Raw genomic sequence first — 19,314 nt, forward strand, 5'->3', positions numbered from 1 at the left:
CGCTTAAACCGCCATTTCCGGCGGCGCGCGGCGGAAGCAGCGCGTGATCCAGCCGAGGTAGGCGAGGCCGAGCACGAACCAGATCACGCCGAGCACGATCGCGGTTTTTTCCAGGCTGCAGAGCAGCCAGAGGTCGGTGACCGCGCCGATCAGCGGGAACACCAGGCCGCCGAGCACGCCGAAGCCGCGCGTGCCGGCCGCGCCGCTGAAGTACTGGCGGATCACGCAGAGGTTCACCGACGTGAACGCGAGGAACGCGCCGAAGTTGATGAACGACGTCGACGTGGCCACGTCCAGCTTCAGCGCGATCAGGCCGACGATGCCGGCGATCGCGATGTTGATGGCGGGCGTGCGGAAACGCGGGTGAATGTAGCCGAAGATCGACTTCGGCAGCACTTCGTCGCGGCCCATCGCATAGAGCAGGCGGCCGACGCTCGCCTGCGCCGAGATGCCCGAGGCGAACTGCGCGAGGATCAGGCCGGCGAGGAAGATCGTCACGAAGATGTCGCCGCCGACCTTGCGCGCGATTTCGAACGCGGCCGAGTCCGGGTCCTTGAACACGGCGCCCGGATGCGCGAGCTGCAGCGTGTACGCGGCGATCACGAAGATCGCGCCGCCCACCAGCGCGATCAGCACGATGGCGCGCGGAATGGTCTTCTCGGGCTCGATGGTTTCTTCGGTGAGCGTCGAGACGGCGTCGAAGCCGAGGTACGAATACGCGGCGATCGCGGCGCCGGCCATCGTCGCCGAAAGCGGCACGTGCGGCTGGAAGAACGGCTGCGCGGTCAGCAGTCCGCCCGGACCCGCGGCGGCGGAGGCGTAGTGGCAGCACAGCACGACGAACACGGCGGCGATGCCGAGCTGCACGACCATCAGCACGATGTTGAAGCGCGCGGCTAGTTCGATGCCGAGCACGTTCAGGCCGCTCGTCAGCACGATGAACGCGACGATCCACACCCACGCCGGAATGCTCGGGAACGCCGCGCCCAGATAGGCCGCGCCGATCAGCCAGATCACCATCGGCAGGAAGAAGTAGTCGAGCAGCGTGGCCCAGCCGATCATGAAGCCCAGATGCGCGTTGAAGCTCTTGCGCGTGTACGTGTAGGCGGAGCCCGCGACCGGGAACAGACGGGCGAGCTTGCCGTAGCTGAGCGCCGTAAACACGATCGCGACGAGCGCGATCAGGTACGCGAGCGCGGCCGTGTCCTGGCTTGCGCCGGCGAGCACGCCGTAGGTGCCGTAGACGATCAGCGGCGCCATGTAGGCGAGGCCGAACAGCAGCACCGACGGCAGGCCGAGCGTGCGCTTGAGGTGCGGCTCTCTTGCGCTGTGTGCGCTTTGGGCGGGTGGCGAGGATGGCTTCATGATGCAGGTGTCTCCGAAATGCTGCGGGTGGGTTGCAAGGATCTGCGAGTGAAGTCCAGCCGATCTCTGCGCATGCGTGAGTGAAGCGTCCGGCTTGACGCCGCACGCATTGATTCGGGGTGCGAATCAGTGCGTGTCGCGCGCCTGACGTTGCGATGGCCGGTGTTCGGGCCACGCGTCGTTGCTTTATTTTTGGTGGTCGGCGCGGCGCGCGTGAGAATTACGCAGCCGTGCCGGAAAACGGTTTTCAGCGGTTTTTTACCGCGTCCGCGCGCGGATATTGAGCGAGCGGCGGCCCTGCGCGTCGTTTTCGTCGACGAGATTGAGCGCGATGCGCGCGTCGTGCAGATAGCTGTAGTGCTCGCGGCTTTGTGCGAGCAGCGCGCGATCGACGGTGACCGGCAGCACGGCGTCTTCGTGCTTGAGTTCGGCCAGCACGTCGCCGAACGGGCTGATGAGCGCCGACTCGCCGGGGAATGTGAGGTTGTCGTCGCCGTCGCCGATACGGTTCACGAGCGCCGCGAACATCTGGTTTTCCATCGCGCGCGCCACGATCGCGCGGCGGTGCACGGGCCCGAACGGATCCATGTTGCCGTTGGTGACGACCAGCATTTCGGCGCCGAGCGTGCCGACCGCGCGCGCGGTCTCGGGAAACTCGATGTCGTAGCAGATCAGCAGGCCGACGGTCATGCCCTTGAATTCGCAGACTTCGTAGCGGTCGCCGGGCGTGAACACGCCCACGTCGGTGGCCCACAGATGCGTCTTGCGGTATTGCAGGGCGATCTCGCCGCGCTCGTCGATCAGGACGGTGGTGTTGTAGAAGCGCTCGCCGTCACGTTCGGCGAGGCCCACGGCGACGGCCACATTGGCGTCGCGCGCGGCGTCGCGCACGCGGGTCAGCGACGGGCCGGACAGCGTCTCGGCGATGTCGCGCACGTTCTCGCGCGTGGGAAAACCGGTGAGCGTGGCTTCGGGGAACACCATGAGGTCGGTACCCGCGCGGCGCTTGCCGATGGCGTCCAGCGTGCGTTCGAGGTTGGGCGCGACGGCGCCGTCCACGAGGGGAATCTGCGCGAGTTCGAGTTGCATGTCTGTCTCCAAATTTGCCTCTGACAACGGGCTCGCGAGGCATTGAGCTTATAAAATGGCCGCGCGAACATCAGGAGCGGCTATTATCACCACGTTATTTTTGTCCAGGAATTACCCAGCAGGGGTACCCTGATCGGAGGACTCATGGAACCCGACTGGCAGGACCGCGCGTTCCATCATCACATCGCGACGCTGATCGACGCCCTCGACGGCCCCGATTTCTGGACCCGCGCGACTCGCGTGATCGAGCGCTTCGTCGCCTTCGACAACTGGGTGGCGCTCGTCTTCGTGCGCGATCGCGCGCCGCTCGTCTGCGCCGAGTCGCCGATGCCCGACGGCACCGTGGATCTCTTGTTCCGCGCGTATCTGGAGGGGATGTACCAGCTCGATCCGTTCTATATCAACGCATGCGAAAGGCCGCGCGCGGGGCTGATCACGCTCGCCGAAGTCGCGCCGGACAATTTCCGCATGACGGATTACTACCAGCGCTATTTCAAGAGCAACATCATCGGCGACGAAGTGCAGTTCAACGTGCCGCTCGATGCGCGGCGCACGCTGATTTTTTCGCTGGGTGCAAAGCACCATTACACGGAACGCGATGTGGCGCAGTTCGCGATGTTCGCGCCGTGGGTGATTGCGTTGATGCGCCAGCGCCTCGCGTACGAGCCGGGCGTGGCCGCCGACGAGGCCGCGGGCGCGCCACAATCCGACGCCGTGGCGGAGCGCGCGGCGGCGGAGGTGCTCGAACTCGATTACGCCCGCCGCTTCGAAGCGGTCACGCAACAAAGCGGACGCACGCCGCTGACCGCTCGCGAAGTCGAAGTGGTGCGGCAGAGCCTGTCGGGATTTTCGACGCGCGCGATCGCGGAGCGGCTCGAAATCTCCTTCGAAACCGTGCGGGCGCACAAGAAGCATATTTACGCGAAGCTCGGCGTCAGCTCGCAGTCGGAGCTGTTCGCGCTGTTTTACGAGCCGAACGGGCGCGAGGGCGGGTGAGCGCGCGTCGCTGCGCTGCGTGCGTCCGCGTGCTTGTTCCGACCCGCGCGCGCCCGAGCGCGTTGCGAAACCCCGCGCGCCGATGAGCGCGGGGCGCGTGCGTCAGAACTCGATGAGCGCGAAGTCTTCCTTGCCCACGTCGCAGAGCGGGCAGCGCCAGTCGTCGGGCACGTCGGCCCAGCGCGTGCCGGGCGCGAGGCCGTCGTCGGGCGCGCCGAGCGCTTCGTCGTAGACCCAGCCGCAGATCACGCAGACCCATTGCTTGAAGCCGTCGTCGGCCGCCTGTGCGGCTTTGGGCGCGTTCGTGTCTTGCGCGGCCTCGGCCTGTGCGTCCACACGCGGCGTGTCGAGCGCGACGACGAGCGGCGCCGACGTGCTCTCGCGATTCGCGAGCCGGGTTTGCAGGGTCTCGAGCAATGCGGCGGCTTCTTCAGCCGTGAAGTCGATCCAGTAGGGATCGCCGGCGCCGTCGTTCAGACGGTCGGGGGAGAACTGGATTTCGAGGGCGACGCCTTTCTTGTACATAAGCGAAAACGGATTCCTGGGCGTCCCGTGCGGCGCGCCGCGCTTAGACGAACAGACGGACCAGAAGCGAGCCGGCGATGCCGCCAAAGGCGATCAGCGCGAGCATCTGCAGCAGAGAAATGGTCTTGCGCGGCGAAGCGTTCGGGGCGGGATGACGGGTCGTGGTGTTCATGGATGTGCGATGGTCGTGCGACGCGCGCAGCCGGTTGGCGACGCGGCGCGAAAGGTGACGAAATCAGTGTCGAATCTCATGCGCCCGCATTGGCGCGGCCCGGAGTTTCGCACGATTTCGCGTTCGCGGGGGCAATTGCACAGCGACCGCGCGCAGCGGCCGCACGGGCGTTGACGTCGGCGCAGGCCCATCGGCACGACGCTGCTGATTATCGCCGCTAATCGGCTGAGGATTGAGCAGCGAACGGAGATGCATTATTTCGCGAGGGTTGAGAGCGCGGGCGGATTCTTTCTTTGAGCCCCGCTTTTTCGCCTCGGCTTCGTCTGCCTTGCATGCCTTCAAACATGCAGCCACTTGCGCTCCACGAGCGAAAACACCCAGCAGACCGGCACCGCGCAGGCCATGCCGATGGCCACTTCCGCGACCCGGAACAGCGCCACGTCCCACACGGGGCCGTGCGTGGGGACCAGCAGCACGATGGTGGTGGTGATTGCGCCAAGGCGCGCCGCCGTGCTCACCCGCAGACACCAGCACGCGATGATGACCACGGCCACCGCCACGAGATACGCGGTGAGGTTTTCCGGTCCGAGCGTGGCCGCCGCGAAGCCCACCACGCCGCCCGCGATGGCGCCGATGAACTGGTCGCGCGACTGCGCGAGCGTGTCCGCATAGTCATGCTGGGTGACGGCGATGGCCGTGATCGCGGCCCAAAACGCCTGTTCGGTGTGCAGCGCATGGCCGATGGCGTACGCGAGCCCCGCGCCGCAGACGGCGCGCAATGCCATCAGCGTGCCTTGCGCCGCGCGGCTCTTGAGCGGCAGACGCTTGAGCGCGCCGAGCGCCGATTGCTGGAGCGACGAGAGATAGGCGAACAGATTGTCTTGCGGGTCGAGCATTGCGTGATGAGAAAGTCGGTCTGAAATCGTTGACAACGGTGAGCGTGAAACGGTGCACGTGAAGCGGCGAGCGCGCAAGCCGGAACGCGCCGCCGCGAGCCGGCGAAGCATAGCAACTCACCCATGCGGCCGCCTTACGCCGCGCAGAGTTCCCCAAGGCAGGCGTCGAAGGCCGCGAGCAGACGATCGACGTCGGCTGCCGTCGTCTCCGGACACACCAGCATCATGTTGTGGAACGGCGTAATCAGCACGCCGCGATTGAGCAGATAGAGATGGATCACGTGTTCGAGTTCGTCGTCCATGGCGGCGCGCGCTTCGCTGCCATTGCGCGGCGGCGTCGCGCAGAACTGGAATTCGCTGCGTGCGCCCACGCGCGTCACGCACCACGGCAGCGCGTGTTTGTCGATGAGCGCGGCGAGTCCCGCAGCGAGCCGTTCCGAGAGCGCGAACATCAGCGCATAGGCGGCTTCGGTCATCACTTCGTCGAGCGTTGCGCGCATCGCGCTCATGGAGAGCGCGTTGGCCGTGAGCGTCGTGCCGATGCCCGAGTGGCCCGGCGGCGCGTCGAGTTTGGCTTTTTGCGCGCGGCCTGCGAGATCGGCGCTGAAGCCGTACACCGCGCAGGGCACGCCGCCGCCCACCGGTTTGCCGAGCACGAACAGGTCGGGCTCGATGCCGTGTTCGCGTGCATAACCGCGCGGGCCGCTGCTGATGGTGTGGGTTTCGTCGATCAGCAGCAGCGCGCCGTGACGCCGGATGAGCGCCTGCGCTTCGCGCCAGAAGCCAGGCTCGGGGAGCACCATGCCGACGTTGGTCATCGCCGGTTCGGCGAGCACGCACGCGACGTCGTTGCCCGCGAGCGCCTGTTCGAGCGCCGCGAGGTCGTTGAATTCGACCACGCGCGTATGCGGCAGCAGGTCGTGCACCTGGCCGAGCAGGCTGGCGCGCTGGGTGGGCGCGCCGTCGATCAGGTCGACGAAGACGTCGTCGACGGTGCCGTGATAGCAGCCGTTGAACACCACGATGGCCTGGCGGCCCGTGGCCGCGCGCGCCCAGCGCAGCGCGAAGCGGTTGGCGTCGCTCGCGGTCATGGCGAACTGCCAGTAAGGCAGCCCGAAGCGTTCGGCAAGCGCCGCGCCGACGGCCACCGCGTCGGCGCCCGGCAGCATGGTCGTGAAGCCGCGTTCGGCCTGCTGCGCGAGCGCGCGCGCCACGGCGGGCGGCGCGTGGCCGAACATCGCGCCCGTGTCGCCGAGGCAGAAGTCCACATAGCGATGGCCGTCCACGTCGCTGAAGGCCGCGCCGCGCGCGGCGTCCACGTAGAGCGAGAACGGCGTGGACCAGTCGTTCATCCAGTGCAGCGGCACGCCGAACAGCAGATGCTGCGCCGCTTGCGCCGACAACGCCTGCGATGCCGGACGCGCGGCGACAAACGCGTCGCGCTCGCGTGCCAGCACGCGCCGCGCGCGTTCCCGGTTCACGCCGTGATTCTGCGAGGTTGGCCTGTCCTGCATGGGCGCTCCTGAGTCCTGTTGGGTTCGGAGCCATCCTCGCATGGCCGGCGTACGTTCGACAATTCGGTCAAACAGCCTATGCCGTCCGGCCGATGGGCACGCTCCGCGAAGCGCGCCGCACAATGAAAAACGCGCTGCGTCGCAAGTGTCTTGCGTCGCAGCGCGTTGTTTTCTGCCTTCTTGCCTTAAGCCGCGCGGGGCGGCTCCCCGGCGTCTTACTGGCGATCGATCGAGAACTTGCCCGGACCGGCCACGGCGAGGGCCAGCAGACCGCCCGCGATGCTCACGTTCTTGTAGAAGTTGATCATGTTGGCCATCTGGTCGGCGCCCGTCATGTTCCAGAAGTGATGGCCGATGATCGCGGTCGCCACGGTGTAGAGCGCGAGCAGCACGGCGAGCGGACGCGTATAGAAGCCCACGACGATCAGAATGCCCACCACGAATTCCATGACGACGGCGATCACCGCCGAGAGCATCGGCGCCGGCGCGCCCACGTGCGCCATATAGTCGACCGTGCCGGAGAATCCGGTGATCTTGGACCAGCCGAACAGCACGAACAGGGCGGCCAGCAGGATACGTGAGACCAGCAGGACGGCATCGTTGCCTTGCCCGAACAGGTTATGTCGCATGGTGTTCTCTCCGAAGAACTTGATTGAGGCGTGAATGTTATTGACTTGCTTGTGCGCACTCGCCGGGCGGCGGCCTGTGTTCACAGGCCGCCTGACTCCGGTCCGCGCGCCTTGAGTACGACGATGGCGTGCGGTGCTTACGACCAGAGTTCCGACACTTCGATATTACGCAGATCGAAGACCAGGACTTCGGCATCGTGTCCGTCGGTGAAGGTCAGTTCGCGTTCCGAGCGGATCCGCGCGCCGTCGCCTTCGCCCATTTCCACGCCGTTGAGCTTCACGCTGCCGCGCGCCACGTGGACATAGGCGTGGCGTTCGGCGCCGATCTCGACCTTCGCGCTCTCCGCGCCGTCGAGCCGGCCGGCGTAGACGCGGGCGTCCTGGCGCAGCAGCAGCGAATCGTCGGCGCCGTCCGGCGAGAGGATCAGGCGGAACTTGCCGCGCTTTTCTTCATCGGCGATGTTCTTCTGCTGATAGCGCGGTTGCGCGCCCTTCTCGTTCGGCGCAATCCAGATCTGCAGGAAGTGCACCGGCTGATCGGCCGAATGGTTGAACTCGCTGTGCGCGACGCCCGTGCCGGCGCTCATCAGCTGCACGTCGCCGGGGACGATCACCGAGCCCGTGCCCATCGAATCCTTATGTTCGAGCGCGCCTTCCAGCACGTACGAAAAGATTTCCATGTCGCGGTGCGGGTGCTTGCCGAAGCCGCGCGCCGGAGCGACGCGGTCGTCGTTGATCACCAGCAGGTCCGAGAAACCGGTTTGCTTCGGGTCGTAGTAATTGGCGAACGAAAAGGTGTGACGCGAGCTGAGCCAGCCATGTTCACCGCGGCCACGTTGGTCTGCTTTGCGAAGTTCGATCATGTTCTCTCTCCAGTTCGGTGGGGCCGTTTCGGCCCGGAATGTTGTGCTGCGATGGAAGAGAGTTTAGGTCAATCAAAGCGATGTAAATCGCCGTAAAATAGTACTCACTGTCACATTTAAGTGGACAATCGCAATGCAACTCGACGACATGCGGATCTTCGTAAATACCGTGGATGCGGGCAATTTCACGGCGGCGGGCCACCGGCTGCGGCTTTCCAAGCAGTTCGTGAGCCGCCGCGTGGCCGCGCTGGAGGCCGATCTGGGCGCGCGGCTGCTGGTGCGCAACACGCGCAAGCTGGCGGTCACCGATCTCGGCCAGGACTTCTACGAGCGCGCGAAACGCATCCTCGCCGACGTGAACGAGGCCGAGCAGGCCATGTCGGCGCGGCGCTCGGAGCCGCGCGGGCTGCTCAAGGTCAGTGCGCCGATGTCGTTCGGCATGGCGCATCTGTCGCCGCTGGTCGCGGAATTCCTGCGCGAGCATCCGGACGTGCGCTTCGACATGGATCTGAGCGACCGCAGCGTGGACGTGATCGGCGAGGGCTTCGACATGGCGCTGCGCATCGGGCGGCTCGCCGATTCCACGCTGGTGGCGCAAAAGCTCATCGACGTGCGCATGATCGCGTGTTGCAGCCCCGGCTACCGCCGCCGACGCCGCGCGCCGCAAACGCCCGAGGATCTCGCGCAGCACGACTGTCTGCCCTACGGCCAGCAGGGGCGCGCGCCGTGGGAATTCATGGTCGGCGGCGTGCGTACGCCGTTCGAGGTGCATGGGCCGCTGCGCGCCAACAATGGCGAGGTGATCCGCGACGCGGCCATCGCGGGGCTCGGCATCTGTTATCTGCCGGACTTCATCGTGGCGGGATCGGTGGACGCGGGCGTGCTCGTCGAAGTGCTGGAAGACTACATGCCGCCGCCGAACGCGCTGCACGCGCTTTATCCGCAGCACCGCGAGGCGTCGGTGACGATCCGCGCCTTTACGCAATATCTGCGCGAACGGCTGGCCGCGCGGGCGGCCACGGCGCGCGGCGGCGCGCTTTGATGCAAGGCGCATGCGTGTTGTGCGTCAGACTGCGCCGGGCCTTGAGGAATAGCAGTTGCGCCTGCATCTGTTGAATACAGCGCGCGCAATAACTGGCGTCAGTTCCCCGGAACCCGGCGCGGGTTTGCGCGATCACAGCGGTTGCGGCTGACGCCCAGTCGCCCGTCGCGTGTCCTCGTTTGTCATCAAGCCAGAGGCAAACTGACGAGAACAGCCGCATGACGGCCGTTCTGCCGCTCTCGGATGCACCAAAGCGGGGCGCAAACGCGGCAGTGAAGTGAGGCGCGATGTCGCAGTTTCGTTGTATGCTCACCGCCCCGACGGTTGCGCGGGCCGCCCCCGGGCGGCGCGGACGCCCGGCTGGCGGGCTTCGGCGGCTCTCATAGGGCTTTTCCGGGGTCCGATAGGCACGGTTTATTCCCGCGATCAAAGCAACCAATTTTTCAAATGGGCGTAGATCCCTTAATCTTCGTCCATACCTTTTCCCAACCCAGAGCGAGGAAACAACGCATGTCTCTCATCAACACGCAGGTCAAGCCGTTCAACGCAACCGCATACCACAACGGCAAGTTCGTTCCGGTCTCTGAAGAAAACCTGAAGGGCAAGTGGTCGGTTGTCGTGTTCTACCCGGCTGACTTCACGTTCGTGTGCCCGACGGAACTCGGCGATCTGGCCGACCAGTACGCAGAATTCCAGAAGCTGGGCGTTGAGATCTACGGTGTGTCGACCGACACGCACTTCACGCACAAGGCATGGCACGACACGTCGGACACCATCGCCAAGATCCAGTACCCGCTGGTCGGCGACCCGACGGGCGCGATCACGCGTAACTTCGACGTCATGATCGAAGAAGAAGGTCTGGCACTGCGCGGCACGTTCGTGATCAACCCGGAAGGCGAGATCAAGCTGTGCGAAATCCACGACAACGGCATCGGCCGTGACGCCAAGGAACTGCTGCGCAAGGTGCAAGCTGCTCAGTACGTGGCATCGCACCCGGGTGAAGTCTGCCCCGCCAAGTGGACGCCGGGCGCAGAAACGCTCAAGCCGTCGCTCGACCTGGTCGGCAAGATCTAAGCGTCGTTTCACCCGCGCGATCGTCATGACCGCGTGACGCTGAAGCTGTACCGCTGTATCTCCGGGCCGCGCCTTCGCGGCAGCGGCCCGGACGCCTGATCCGCCCCTGTGCAGGACGGCGAAATTTGCCAGGCAATACTTAAGAATTCCCCCGCTTCTTCTCTAGCCGGAAAACGCCATGCTCGACGCCAATCTCAAGACCCAACTGAAAAGCTACCTCGAAAAAGTCACGCAGTCGATCGAGATCGTCGCGTATCTGGACGACGGCGAGAAGTCGCAAGAACTGCAGCAACTGCTGCAGGACATCGCACCGCTCTCGGACCGTATTGCGCTCGAAGAACGCCGTGGCGCCGCAGCCGGCGACGCGCGTACCCCTTCGTTCGAGATCAAGCGCGCCAATTCGGACGTGAAGGTCACGTTCGCGGGCATTCCGATGGGCCATGAATTCACGTCGCTCGTGCTGGCGCTGCTCCAGGTGGGCGGCTACCCGGTCAAGCTCGAAGACGAAACGATCGAACAGGTCAAGTCGCTCGACGGCGTGTTCTCGTTCGAAGTCTATATGTCGCTGTCGTGCCAGAACTGCCCGGAAGTCGTGCAGTCGATCAACGCGATGGCGGCGCTCAACCCGAATGTGAAGATCGTCACGATCGACGGCGCGCTGTTCCAGGGCGAAGTCGAGAAGCGCCAGATCATGGCCGTGCCGACCATCTACCTGAACGGCGAAGTGTTCGGCCAGGGCCGCATGGGCGTCGAGGAAATCCTCGCGAAGCTCGATACGGGCGCCTCGGCGCGTGCCGCCGAAAAGCTGAATCAGAAGGACGTGTTCGACATGCTGATCGTCGGCGGCGGCCCCGCCGGCGCGGCAGCCGCGATCTACTCGGCGCGCAAGGGTATCAAGACGGGCGTGCTGGCCGAACGTTTCGGCGGCCAGGTGCTCGACACGATGTCGATCGAAAACTTCGTCTCGGTGAAGGAAACGGAAGGACCGAAGTTCGCGGCGGCGCTCGAACAGCACGTGCGTGCCTATGACGTCGACATCATGAACCTGCAGCGCGCCGAAGCCATCGTGCCGGTCGGCAAGGGTTTCGAAGTGCGCACGCAAAGCGGCGCGACGCTGCGCGCGAAAAGCGTGGTGCTGGCGACCGGTGCGCGCTGGCGCAATGTCGATGTGCCGGGCGAGCAGGAGTACAAGAACAAGGGCGTGGCGTACTGCCCGCACTGCGACGGTCCGCTGTTCAAGGGCAAGCGCGTGGCGGTGATCGGTGGCGGCAACTCGGGCGTCGAGGCGGCGATCGACCTCGCCGGCATCGTGAGCCACGTCACGCTGCTCGAATTCGGCGCGCAACTGCGTGCGGACGAAGTGCTGCAACGCAAGCTGCGCAGCCTGCCGAACGTCACGGTGCACGTGAACGCGCAGACGACCGAAATCGTCGGCGACGGCCAGAAGGTCACGGGCCTTGCGTTCCTCGAACGCACCACGGGCGAGAAGCATCATCTCGAACTCGAAGGCGTGTTCGTGCAGATCGGTCTGGTGCCGAACACCGAGTTCCTGAAGGGCACGGTGGCGCTCTCGAAGCACGGCGAGATCGAAGTGGATGCGAAGGGTCAGACGTCGGTGCCGGGTCTGTTCGCGGCGGGCGACGTCACCACGGTCCCGTTCAAGCAGATCGTGATCGCCGTGGGTGAAGGCGCGAAGGCTTCGCTCGGCGCGTTCGACTACCTGATCCGCTCGTCGGCGGACGACGAGGAAGATGCGAAGGTCGCCGCCGCGGTGGTCTGACGCGCGCCTCACACCGAAAGGTTTTAGCAGTCTCTCTTTGCGCCGGCTTCGTGCCGGCGTTTTTTTTGTCCGCGAATTTGTCTGTGGAATGCGGGCGCGGATACCCCGTGCAAGCGCCTCGCGGACGTGACACACTAAATGCACGGCGCGTTGCCGATCGAGAAGGAGACTGCCGTGGACCGCGAAACCTTTGTTCGCACGCTGGCCGAAGAAGGCTTTCCCGAACCCGTGCTCGTGACGCGCGAGCATGGCGCGATGGACGAGCATACGCATCCGTTCGAAGCGAAAGCGCTGATCGTGATGGGCGAGATCACGATCGGCGCGGATGGCGAGGAGCGGCTATATCGTGTCGGCGACGTGTTTCATCTGGCCGCCGGGCAGCCGCATGTCGAGCGCTATGGGCCGCAGGGCGTGCAGTATCTGGCGGGACGCAAGGATTGAGTCGAAAAAAATGGCTGCCGGAAGGCAGCCATTTTTCCTTGCAGCGATGCGCGAATCCAGGGACGCGTGGACCCGCACGGTCTAACCCCGCGCCGCAATTTCCTTCTTCCACCCTTCGATGATCTTCGCCGCAAGCGCGTTGTAATCGCCGTCGAAATGGTGGCTGCCGTTGGTCTTCACGAGATCGATGCCGGTGTTCGCGAGCGCCGGGCACAGCGTGTCCTTTTCGTCCTCGCCGTACACGCACTGCACGATCGACGGCGGCACTTTCGCGAGTTCCGGGCGCACCTTGAGCGCCTTGTCGCTCGCGGGCATGCCGAGCCAGCCCGTCACGCGGATCTGGAAATCGGCGTCCGGCGCGAAGCCGAGCAGCGACATGTACGACACCTTCGCGCGCAGCGCGTCGGGCAGACGGTTGTAGGCGAACGGCATCACATCCGCGCCGAACGAGTAGCCCACGAGCGCGATGTGCTTCGCGTGCCAGCGCGACGCGTAGGTGTTGAGCACGCGCGCGAGATCGTGGCTCGTCTGTGCAGGCGGCTTCTCGCTCCAGAAATAACGCAGCGCATCCCAGCCGACCACCGAAATACCCTGCTTTTGCAGCGCTTCCGCGATGGTCTTGTCGAGATCGCGCCAGCCGCCGTCGCCGGAAATCACCACCGCGAGCATGTCGGTCGGATGCGCGGCGGGCAGCTCGATCAGCGGCAGATCGGAGACGTCCTCTTCGCTTTCCGTCTGCGCGCGCAGATGCGGTGCGGTCAAAGTCGCGAGCTTGTCGGCATCGGAAAGATTCGCGGCGAACACGCGTGGCGCGGCGCCGTTCGATGCGGGCGCAACTTTCTCGCCGTTCGCCTGCGAGGCGGTCACGCCTTGCTCGAAGAAGCCGGGCAGACCCTTGCCGCGCGAAAGCGTCGGATCGGCGGGGCAGGGCGCGAAGCGCGCGTCGAGCGGTTTCGTCGACGGATCGAGCGACACCGCGCCCGCCATCGTGTTCGCGGGCGACTGCGAGAGCATGCGTTGCGCGATGAGCGCGCCGGTGCCGCTGCCGATCGCGATCGGCGCGAAATACTCGTTCGATCCCTGCTGGCGTTCGAGCTGATGGCTCAGCGCTTCGGCATCGCTGTAGAGCTTGTGGCAGGTCTCGTTCCTGATGGCGCCGAGGTTCGACGCGTAGCGCGCCGTGTCCACGCCCACGACCAGCGCGCCGTGCTGCGCGAGCGCGTCGGCGCGCGTCTGGTCGGCGGCGTTCCAGTGTTCGCCCGCCGAGAACAGCACCGCGAAGCCGCGAATCGTGCCATCGGGTCTGGTCATCGCCACTTCGCCGTAGCGGCCGCCCGAGACGTGTTCGATGGCGTTTTTTTCAGCGTTTTTTTCAGCGCTTTTTTCAGCACTATTGGCGGCTTTGGCCGTCGACGTGGAAAGCGTGGAAGCCGTGGAAGCGAACGCGCCATGCGACGCGCCGGCGACGAGCAGGACGGCGCCCGCCGCCGCGCGAAGCGTGCGCGGCAGCGTGGAAAAACAATGCATCATGAACGCCAGCCTCCTGCCAGCAGCGATAGATCCGCAAGGGTGATGAACACGCTGATCGAGCCCGAAGCGGCCAGATAGCGCGGTTCCCAGCGCGGCGCGAACTTGTTCTTGAAGCCGCGCAGCCCACGGAAGTTGTAGAACTTGCCGCCGAAGTGCCAGATCAGCCCGGCAAGGCGATGCCACGACGACGCGAGCGGCGTCGGGCCCATGCCGGAAAGCGGCGCCATGCCGAGCGAGAGCGACTGAAACCCGGCGGCCTTGAGATGCAGCGCGAGCTGCGTGAAGAGATATTCCATCGCGTAGGGCGACGCGCCCGGCAGATGGCGCATGACGCCGACCGTCGCGTCGGTGTTCAGGTCGGTCGTCATGAAGGTGACGAAGGCGAGCGGCTCGCCGTTCTGACGCACCAGCAGCACGTGCTGGGCGGCGAGGTAATCGTCGTCGAATGCGGCCACCGAGAAGCTCTTTTCACGCGCTTCGCGGTCTTCGAGCCACGCGTCGGAAATCGCGCGCAGCGTCGGCAGCGTGTCGGGCATCTGCGACGGATCGATGTGATCGAAGGTGAAGCCGTCGCGCTCGCCGCGCTTGAGCGCGTAGCGCAGATGCGCGCGCTGCGGGCCCTTGAGGTCGAATTCCTGCAGCATCACGCGCGCTTCCTCGCCGAGCTTCATCAGCGTGAGGCCGGCGTCGAGGTAGAGCGGCAGGGCGTCGGCGCGCACCTGATAGAACGCGGCGCGGCCGCCGTGCGCGTGCGCGAGCGAGACGAATTCGCGGATCAGCGCGGGCCATTCGTCGCGCGGTCCGACCGGATCGTGCAGCGCGGCCCACGTGCGGCCGCGCTTGGCGTACATGAGGAACGCGCTGCGCGACTGCGAGAACAGGAAGCTCTTGTCGCCCATCAGCGCGAGGCCGGCGTCGCTGCGTTCCTGCGCGCGCACGATGCGCGCGGCTTCGATCAGGTCTTCGCTCGCGGGCATCACGAAACGCCCGGCCGCCGGACGCAGCAATTGCCACGACGCCAGCGCGGCGGCGAACACGCCCGCGCCGAGCGTGGCGCGCAGCGCACGCGGCGCGCGTTCGTCGAAAGCGAATTGCCACCAGAGATGCTGCGAATAATCGACGTCGCGGAAGGCGAACAGCAGCACCCACACGGCCAGCGCGATCACGCAGCCGACCGAGGCGAGCCACGCGGGCGTGAAGCGCTCGGTGAACAGCGACGAATGGCGATTGAAGCGGCGGCGCGTGGCGAGCAGCAGCGCGATCAGCACGCACAGCACGCCCGCTTCGACGAACGCGAGGCCCTTCATGAGCGAAAGCGCGAGGTTGGCGACGGCCAGCATGAGCGCGAGCCACCACGCGGCGTCGAGGCGGCGCAGCAGGCCGCGCGCGACGAACAGCAGCAGCACGCCGAACAGGCTGCCGAGCATCTGCGAGCTTTCGAGCACCCAGAGCGGCAGCACGGTTTGCAGCAGCGCGATGCGCTTGGCGAACGCGGGCGTCGCGCCGGAGATCACGAGCATGCTGCCCGTGACGAAGGTGACGATGGCGAGGAACAGCGGGGCGAGTTGCGAGACGCCGTCCGCGCCGCGTTTCGCGATCGTCGTGCTGAGCGGGTTCGTGAGCGCGCGGCCTTCGAACACGGCGAGCAGCGCGGCCGAAAGCGCGAGCGGCGCGCCGAAATAGATCGCGCGGTAGGCGAGCAGCGCGGCGAAGACCTTCGAGCCGGGCACGCTGGAACCGAGCGCGAATACCATCGCGGCCTCGAATACGCCGATGCCGCCGGGCGTATGGCCGATCAGGCCGAGCAGCATCGCGGCGGTGTAGACGGTCAGGAAGTCGGCGAAATCGATGTGCGCGTGCGGCATCACCGACCAGAGCGCGAGACCGGCGCCCACCACGTCGAGCGCGGCGAGCAGCAGTTGCGCGACGAGGTCGCGGCGCGCGGGCACCGAGAAGCGCGCCCAGTCACGCTTGAGCGGATTGATTTCGCGCGCCGTGGCGGGGCAGGCCGCGATCATCGCGGCGCCGAGCGCGAGGACCGCGCCGCCGATGCCGCGCAGCGCGTCGGGCGAGAGATGGAGCAGGCCGGAGAGCGTCGGCGCCGCGCAGACCATGCCGAGCGCGGCCATCAGCGCGAGGGCGAGCGCGAGCGTGACGCTCGTGAACACGGTCATGCGGCCGATCTGCGCCGGCGTGACGCCCGAGCCGCCGTAGACGCGGCAGCGCACCGCGCCGCCCGTGAGCGCGCCGAAGCCGGTCACGTTGCCGAGCGCCGAGCCGGCGATCGCGCCGACCCAGAGCGGGCCGCGCGGCACCTTCATGCCGAGATAGCGCAGGCCGATGGCGTCGCGTCCGACGAGCGCGACGAAACTCAGCGCGGTCGCGCCCAGCGCGCCGATCCACTGGAATGCGCTCAACTGCCAGAGCTGGCGGATCACCGAGCGGTAATCGACGGATCGCGACAGATGCTGGAACACGACCAGCAGCAGCGCGCAGATGCCAAGCGCGAGCGCCGGCGCGACGAAGCGCTGCAGGCGCAGGGCGCGAGCGCGGCGGCGCATCGCCACGAGGGCGGCGCGCGCGATGCGCGAAGGGGGTGATTGAAGCATGGATCGGTCTGGCGAGTCTGCGATGGCGCCAATGCGCCGTGGGCGGCGTCCCCGGGGACGGCATCGCGTTCTGGTCGTCACGTTCTTCCGGTGCCGGCGCCGCTCGATCGCGTCACGCAGTAATCAGAGCCGGGACGGCGAGCCAAAACGTAAACGTTCGGTAAATGACTGGTAATCCAGAAAACGCGCTGGGCGGGCTGACGGTTGACTAAGTGGATAAAGAATCCCGGAAAGTGAACGATCGGGCAGCTGATCGGCGGGCGTCCGAAACCGCATTTTCGGCGCCTTCGGCGGTTAAATGGGCCGTTAAACGTTTGTTAATGACCGGCGCGCCGGATTGCGGATTTCGCAAAAGCGGGGCATGAGACGACAGCATCGATTCAAAGCGGAACACGGCGGAAAAAACCTCGTTTAACCCGACAGGACGAACACGCCGACAGCCCTGCTGCGCAAGGCATCGGCGAAAATGGGGTGCGCCATTGTTTCATCGCGCGACAGAATGATTTACGGCAGCACGCGACCTTTTCTGAATCCGCTGTGACCCCGCTGTGACCAATTGGATACACGCTTTTTAAATCTTTTACTTCCCCTCGCCGTGGAGTTAGTCTGAATACCTCGGGCGACGTATGACTGCGATTTGACCGTGCGAGGAGAATGACGTGAACAGACTAGCCTTGACTTCGCTTTCGCTCGCCGCGCTCGGTGCAGCCGGCATCGCGCAGGCTCAGACCAGTGTCACGCTGTACGGCACCATCGACACGTCGATCACCTACGTCAACCACGCCAACGGCAGCAACAGTCTCTGGTCGCTCGGCAACAGCAGCTTCGGCAATCTGTCGGGCTCGCGCTGGGGCCTGAAGGGCGCCGAAGATCTGGGCGGCGGCCTCAAGGCGATCTTCCAGTTGGAAAACGGATTCAATCCGTCGACCGGTCAGTCGGGGCAGGGCGGCCGCATGTTTGGACGCCAGGCGTACGTGGGCCTGACCGCCGAGCAATACGGTTCGCTCACGCTCGGGCGTCAGTACGATCCGCTCATCGACCTCGTGCAGGGCATCACGGCCGACAACTACTTCGGCTCGGCCTTCGCCACGCCCGGCGATGTCGACAATTACGACAACAGCTTCCGCGTCAACAACGCCGTCAAATACACCACGCCGGTGTGGAACGGCTTGCAGGCCGCCGCGATGTATTCGTTCGGCGGCATCGCCGGATCGACCGGTTCCGAGCAGTCGTATTCGGCGGCGGTCGCCTACAACAACGGCCCGATCGCCGTCGCCGGCGGCTACTTCTACGCGGCCAACAGCCAGGCCGGACTGGGCATCCGCACCGACGGCTGGACCAGTACCTCGGACGGCACCTTCGACGGGCCGGTCAATTCCGGGTATGTGAGCGCACACTCACTTTCTATCGCGCGGGCGGCGGCGCAGTATTCGGCGGGTCTCTTCACGTTCGGGCTCGGCTACAGCAACGCGCAGTACGCGTCGGATGCGAGTTCGGTGTTTCGCGACACGGAGAAGTACAACACCGGCCAGGGTTTCGTGAATTACCAGCTCAACCCGGCGCTGCTGCTCGGGCTCGGCTACACCTATACGCACGCGAGCGGCGACACGAACGCGAACTACCATCAGGTGTCGATCGGCGCGGATTACAGCCTGTCGAAGCGCACCGATCTCTATATGACCGCGGCCTGGCAGCACGCGAGCGGCGAGCAGGGCGATGGTTCGGGCGGCTCGATGCCGGCGGAAGCGTCGATCGGCTCGTATGGCTACAACGGCACGTCGTCGCAGACGATGGTGAACTTTGGCTTGCGGCACAAGTTCTGAGGCAAGCACTTTTTAGCGCGTTTCGAGACCTGCGCCGGGCGTCCGTTTTCATGGACGCCCGGCGTTTTGCTTTTTCTCTTGTATGTTGTCGGCCACGCCTGCCGGCTTTCACGTCGCGCCGCTAACGCGCGCGCCGCAAGAGCCGCAAGACCCGCAAGTCGAGCCACGCCGCGAGACGTTCGACGGCCACGCTGGCAAAACTCGGTTGCCGCCAGGCGCTCGTGAGCGTCACGCGCGCGAGTGGGCGGCGCGTGGCGGCGTCGGGCGTGTGGTCGGTGTCGTTGATGTCATCGGCGCTCAGCCACAGACGTTCGCCGCGATGCACGCGCAGCATGTCGCCGGGATTCAGCCAATGATCGTAGGGAGAGCGTGCGCGCGTGAGCCAGATGCGCGCGCCGTAGACGCGCAACGTGCCGTCGGCGCTGACGCGCCAGGTGAGCGTGGTCGCACGCGGTACGGCGAAGTGAATCGACAGCGCGGGCAAGGCGACATCGTGTGCGGCAAAGTCTGCACCGAAATCCGCGCCAAAAGCGGGAACGGCGCTGCACACGCCGGGCTGCTGTGAAGCTTCATCCATCGTCATCTCCAGAGTGGGAGCCGACCGACGGGGCGCTTTCTTCTGCCCTTGCTGCTTGTTCGATGCTCACAAAACAAGAAGCCCCGTCGATGCCGGCGGGGCTTTGTGATTTGCGTAAGACGGACTGCCTGTATTACCCGTTCGCACACACTCCCCGTGACTCGCCAGTATTCGGCGTGTGCCACGGATGATTCATCGCGGTCGTGAGGGTGAGGGGACGCATGTGCATGAACCGAGTGTGCGGGGGCGAGCCGTGTGGTGTCAACAGAATTCGCTGCGAGGCGAGGCGCCGGACGTGAGCGCTGACTGCGCTGAATACGCTTGTTTGCGCTCGCTTACGCTCGACCGATCTGGCGAGGGAGACAACGGCGAGCGGAGGCGAGATCCGT

Annotated in this window: 17 protein-coding genes; 6 read left to right on the top strand and 11 right to left on the bottom strand. The window is 65.7% G+C overall.

Going from position 1 to position 19,314, the window contains the following annotated elements; translation table 11 throughout:
• Positions 1-3: 3 nt before the first annotated feature.
• Together BMY06_RS01555 and BMY06_RS01560 are read right to left on the bottom strand one after the other, a co-directional pair.
• Complete coding sequence (locus tag BMY06_RS01555) at positions 4-1,365, bottom strand: APC family permease (protein ID WP_074981220.1); 1,362 nt, start codon at positions 1,363-1,365, stop codon at positions 4-6.
• A gap of 258 nt (positions 1,366-1,623) precedes the next feature.
• Positions 1,624-2,454, bottom strand: a complete 831-nt coding sequence (locus BMY06_RS01560; protein ID WP_065057586.1) for a carbon-nitrogen hydrolase family protein — start codon at positions 2,452-2,454, stop codon at positions 1,624-1,626.
• A gap of 144 nt (positions 2,455-2,598) precedes the next feature.
• Between BMY06_RS01560 and BMY06_RS01565 the strand changes: the two genes are divergently transcribed.
• Positions 2,599-3,450 carry a helix-turn-helix transcriptional regulator gene (locus BMY06_RS01565; RefSeq protein ID WP_065057587.1) on the top strand — a complete coding sequence of 284 codons (852 nt, stop codon included), beginning with the start codon at positions 2,599-2,601 and terminating at the stop codon, positions 3,448-3,450.
• 102 nt (positions 3,451-3,552) lie between these two features.
• Here BMY06_RS01565 and BMY06_RS01570 read toward each other — a convergent pair whose 3' ends face one another.
• The 6 genes from BMY06_RS01570 to BMY06_RS01590 all read right to left on the bottom strand — a co-directional run bounded on the left by BMY06_RS01570 (position 3,553) and on the right by BMY06_RS01590 (position 8,049).
• Positions 3,553-3,975, bottom strand: a complete 423-nt coding sequence (locus tag BMY06_RS01570; protein ID WP_074981222.1) for a rubredoxin — start codon at positions 3,973-3,975, stop codon at positions 3,553-3,555.
• 43 nt (positions 3,976-4,018) lie between these two features.
• The gene (locus BMY06_RS40435) at positions 4,019-4,147 is read right to left on the bottom strand and encodes a hypothetical protein (RefSeq protein WP_258365463.1); all 129 of its coding nucleotides are present in this window, start codon (positions 4,145-4,147) and stop codon (positions 4,019-4,021) included.
• Between the two features lie 338 nt (positions 4,148-4,485).
• On the bottom strand, positions 4,486-5,043 hold the full coding sequence (locus tag BMY06_RS01575) for an FUSC family protein (protein WP_065057588.1): 558 nt from the start codon (positions 5,041-5,043) through the stop codon (positions 4,486-4,488).
• 134 nt (positions 5,044-5,177) lie between these two features.
• Positions 5,178-6,557, bottom strand: a complete 1,380-nt coding sequence (locus BMY06_RS01580; RefSeq protein WP_074981225.1) for an aspartate aminotransferase family protein — start codon at positions 6,555-6,557, stop codon at positions 5,178-5,180.
• Positions 6,558-6,772: 215 nt separating this feature from the next.
• Positions 6,773-7,186: a DoxX family protein gene (locus BMY06_RS01585; RefSeq protein WP_065057590.1), complete on the bottom strand. Its 414-nt coding sequence runs from the start codon at positions 7,184-7,186 to the stop codon at positions 6,773-6,775.
• 137 nt (positions 7,187-7,323) lie between these two features.
• Positions 7,324-8,049 carry a pirin family protein gene (locus BMY06_RS01590; RefSeq protein WP_065057591.1) on the bottom strand — a complete coding sequence of 242 codons (726 nt, stop codon included), beginning with the start codon at positions 8,047-8,049 and terminating at the stop codon, positions 7,324-7,326.
• A gap of 133 nt (positions 8,050-8,182) precedes the next feature.
• Here BMY06_RS01590 and BMY06_RS01595 point away from each other — a divergent pair, with 133 nt between their 5' ends.
• The 4 genes from BMY06_RS01595 to BMY06_RS01610 all read left to right on the top strand — a co-directional run bounded on the left by BMY06_RS01595 (position 8,183) and on the right by BMY06_RS01610 (position 12,386).
• The gene (locus BMY06_RS01595; protein WP_074981227.1) at positions 8,183-9,091 is read left to right on the top strand and encodes a LysR family transcriptional regulator; all 909 of its coding nucleotides are present in this window, start codon (positions 8,183-8,185) and stop codon (positions 9,089-9,091) included.
• A gap of 510 nt (positions 9,092-9,601) precedes the next feature.
• A complete protein-coding gene (gene ahpC, locus BMY06_RS01600) occupies positions 9,602-10,165 on the top strand; it encodes an alkyl hydroperoxide reductase subunit C (RefSeq protein ID WP_065057593.1) in 564 nt (187 codons plus the stop codon).
• Positions 10,166-10,343: 178 nt separating this feature from the next.
• A complete protein-coding gene (gene ahpF / locus BMY06_RS01605) occupies positions 10,344-11,945 on the top strand; it encodes an alkyl hydroperoxide reductase subunit F (RefSeq protein WP_065057594.1) in 1,602 nt (533 codons plus the stop codon).
• Between the two features lie 174 nt (positions 11,946-12,119).
• The gene (locus BMY06_RS01610; RefSeq protein ID WP_065057717.1) at positions 12,120-12,386 is read left to right on the top strand and encodes a cupin domain-containing protein; all 267 of its coding nucleotides are present in this window, start codon (positions 12,120-12,122) and stop codon (positions 12,384-12,386) included.
• Positions 12,387-12,467: 81 nt separating this feature from the next.
• Here the strand turns inward: BMY06_RS01610 and BMY06_RS01615 are convergent, their stop codons facing one another.
• Positions 12,468-13,916: a virulence factor family protein gene (locus BMY06_RS01615; RefSeq protein WP_244144339.1), complete on the bottom strand. Its 1,449-nt coding sequence runs from the start codon at positions 13,914-13,916 to the stop codon at positions 12,468-12,470.
• Positions 13,913-16,477: a bifunctional lysylphosphatidylglycerol flippase/synthetase MprF gene (gene mprF / locus BMY06_RS01620; RefSeq protein ID WP_124263093.1), complete on the bottom strand. Its 2,565-nt coding sequence runs from the start codon at positions 16,475-16,477 to the stop codon at positions 13,913-13,915. Before mprF ends, BMY06_RS01615 begins: the two co-directional genes overlap by 4 nt.
• A 707-nt stretch (positions 16,478-17,184) precedes the next feature.
• Here mprF and BMY06_RS01625 point away from each other — a divergent pair.
• Positions 17,185-18,348 (top strand): porin, encoded by a 1,164-nt coding sequence (locus BMY06_RS01625; protein ID WP_065057596.1) that lies wholly within the window; start codon positions 17,185-17,187, stop codon positions 18,346-18,348.
• A 121-nt stretch (positions 18,349-18,469) separates the two neighbouring features.
• Here BMY06_RS01625 and BMY06_RS01630 read toward each other — a convergent pair whose 3' ends face one another.
• On the bottom strand, positions 18,470-18,925 hold the full coding sequence (locus tag BMY06_RS01630) for a DUF2917 domain-containing protein (protein ID WP_074981231.1): 456 nt from the start codon (positions 18,923-18,925) through the stop codon (positions 18,470-18,472).
• Between the last annotated feature and the right edge of the window lie 389 nt (positions 18,926-19,314).

The organism is Paraburkholderia tropica (assembly GCF_900109265.1).
Classification (GTDB): domain Bacteria; phylum Pseudomonadota; class Gammaproteobacteria; order Burkholderiales; family Burkholderiaceae; genus Paraburkholderia; species Paraburkholderia tropica.

Coding starts and splice junctions, on each gene's coding strand:
- BMY06_RS01555 (WP_074981220.1), bottom strand. CDS start 1,365: ATGAAGCCATCCTCGCCACCCGCCCAAAGCGCACACAGCGCAAGAGAG.
- BMY06_RS01560 (WP_065057586.1), bottom strand. CDS start 2,454: ATGCAACTCGAACTCGCGCAGATTCCCCTCGTGGACGGCGCCGTCGCG.
- BMY06_RS01565 (WP_065057587.1), top strand. CDS start 2,599: ATGGAACCCGACTGGCAGGACCGCGCGTTCCATCATCACATCGCGACG.
- BMY06_RS01570 (WP_074981222.1), bottom strand. CDS start 3,975: ATGTACAAGAAAGGCGTCGCCCTCGAAATCCAGTTCTCCCCCGACCGT.
- BMY06_RS40435 (WP_258365463.1), bottom strand. CDS start 4,147: ATGAACACCACGACCCGTCATCCCGCCCCGAACGCTTCGCCGCGCAAG.
- BMY06_RS01575 (WP_065057588.1), bottom strand. CDS start 5,043: ATGCTCGACCCGCAAGACAATCTGTTCGCCTATCTCTCGTCGCTCCAG.
- BMY06_RS01580 (WP_074981225.1), bottom strand. CDS start 6,557: ATGCAGGACAGGCCAACCTCGCAGAATCACGGCGTGAACCGGGAACGC.
- BMY06_RS01585 (WP_065057590.1), bottom strand. CDS start 7,186: ATGCGACATAACCTGTTCGGGCAAGGCAACGATGCCGTCCTGCTGGTC.
- BMY06_RS01590 (WP_065057591.1), bottom strand. CDS start 8,049: ATGATCGAACTTCGCAAAGCAGACCAACGTGGCCGCGGTGAACATGGC.
- BMY06_RS01595 (WP_074981227.1), top strand. CDS start 8,183: ATGCAACTCGACGACATGCGGATCTTCGTAAATACCGTGGATGCGGGC.
- ahpC (WP_065057593.1), top strand. CDS start 9,602: ATGTCTCTCATCAACACGCAGGTCAAGCCGTTCAACGCAACCGCATAC.
- ahpF (WP_065057594.1), top strand. CDS start 10,344: ATGCTCGACGCCAATCTCAAGACCCAACTGAAAAGCTACCTCGAAAAA.
- BMY06_RS01615 (WP_244144339.1), bottom strand. CDS start 13,916: ATGATGCATTGTTTTTCCACGCTGCCGCGCACGCTTCGCGCGGCGGCG.
- mprF (WP_124263093.1), bottom strand. CDS start 16,477: ATGCGCCGCCGCGCTCGCGCCCTGCGCCTGCAGCGCTTCGTCGCGCCG.
- BMY06_RS01630 (WP_074981231.1), bottom strand. CDS start 18,925: ATGGATGAAGCTTCACAGCAGCCCGGCGTGTGCAGCGCCGTTCCCGCT.